The organism is Mumia sp. (assembly GCF_028803055.1).
Classification (GTDB): Bacteria; Actinomycetota; Actinomycetes; order Propionibacteriales; family Nocardioidaceae; genus Mumia.
Genome location: NZ_JARBCJ010000341.1, coordinates 1 through 1,232 on the forward strand (window position 1 = coordinate 1; position 1,232 = coordinate 1,232).

2 protein-coding genes are annotated in these 1,232 nt (G+C 72.6%); both read right to left on the reverse strand.

What is annotated here, in order from left to right:
• The coding region (locus tag PV363_RS17805) for an FAD-binding protein (protein WP_301023095.1) at positions 1 to 327 on the reverse strand (327 nt) is incomplete at its 3' end.
• Entirely contained in the window at positions 324 to 1,148 is an 825-nt protein-coding gene (locus tag PV363_RS17810) for an ABC transporter permease (RefSeq protein ID WP_220366388.1), read from the reverse strand. The genes PV363_RS17805 and PV363_RS17810, both read right to left, overlap by 4 nt.
• Positions 1,149 to 1,232: the final 84 nt, after the last annotated feature.

Genomic DNA, 1,232 nt, shown 5'->3' on the forward strand with positions numbered 1-1,232 from the left:
GAGAGCGAGCCCGCCGACACCGACGCTGCGGGTGTCACCGGAGCTGATCGCCAGGCCGTGCGGCGCCAGTCGGTCCGCGACGCGGCCCCAGGTGGCGCCGGCACCGAGCCGGACCAGGCCGGTGGCGGAGTCGAGGACGCGGACGTCGTCCAGGCCGCCCAGGTCGAGCAGCGGTCCGCCGTCGGCGGCGCTGTGCCGGGCCACACTGTGGCCGCCGCTGCGGACGGTCAGGGACGTGCCGCTGTCGCGGATGCGGTCGACGGCGCCGGCCACGTCGGCGGCGGTGCGGGCGTGGACGACGCCGTCGGGTGAGCCGTAGGACGTCATGCGGATCTCCTTCGATAGAGGTGGAACGTGAGTGGTGCGAAGACGGCGACCAGGGCGGCGGAGGCGACCAGCACCCACGCGACGTCCCCGAGGTCCGCGGTGCCGGCGAACAGGGTGCGCTCGGCGGTGACGAGCAGGCTGACCGGGTTGGCCTCGACCCACACCTGCAGCCAGCCGGGCATGGTGTCGGGGTCGACGAAGGCGTTGCTCGCGAAGGTGAGCGGGAACTGGATGAGGAAGCTGAGCATCGAGACCGCCTGCGGCGACCGCGCGAGCAGCCCGATCACCGCCCAGACCCACGACAGCGCGTAGGCGAAGACCACCGCGAGGCCGACGCCGGCGAGGACACCGGCCATGCCGCCGTCCGGGCGCCATCCGATGAGCAGGCCGAGCAGCACGACGAGGACGGCCGCGACGAGATAGCGCCCGACGTCGCCCGCGAGCGTCCCGACCACATGGGCCGACTGCCACACAGGCAGCGACCGGAAGCGGTCCAGGACCCCGCGGCTCACGTCGGTGTTGAGCGCGAGCCCGCCGTAGACGGTCATGAGGAGGATCGCCATGACGAGCGTCCCAGGCAGCAGGTACTGGACGTACGACCGTGGCGACCCGGCGAGCGCCCCGCCGAAGAGGTAGGTGAAGAGCACGGTGAAGAGGACCGGGATCAAGATCGCGTCCGCGGCCTGCTCGGGCGTGTGACGGAGCTTGAGGAGCGAGCGCCAGGCGAAGGCACGGACCGCGGCGGTCGCGCTCGTCGGTGGACTCTCGTCGAGCGGGTCCTCGAGGACGGAGACGGGGCTGATGTCCATGGCGGTGGTCATGCTGCGACCTCCTCGGCCGTCAGGGCGAGGAAGACCTCGTCGAGCGTCGGCCGCCGCACGTCGAAGCCCACCGGTGCGACGCCG

Coding starts and splice junctions, on each gene's coding strand:
- PV363_RS17810 (WP_220366388.1), bottom strand. CDS start 1,148: ATGACCACCGCCATGGACATCAGCCCCGTCTCCGTCCTCGAGGACCCG.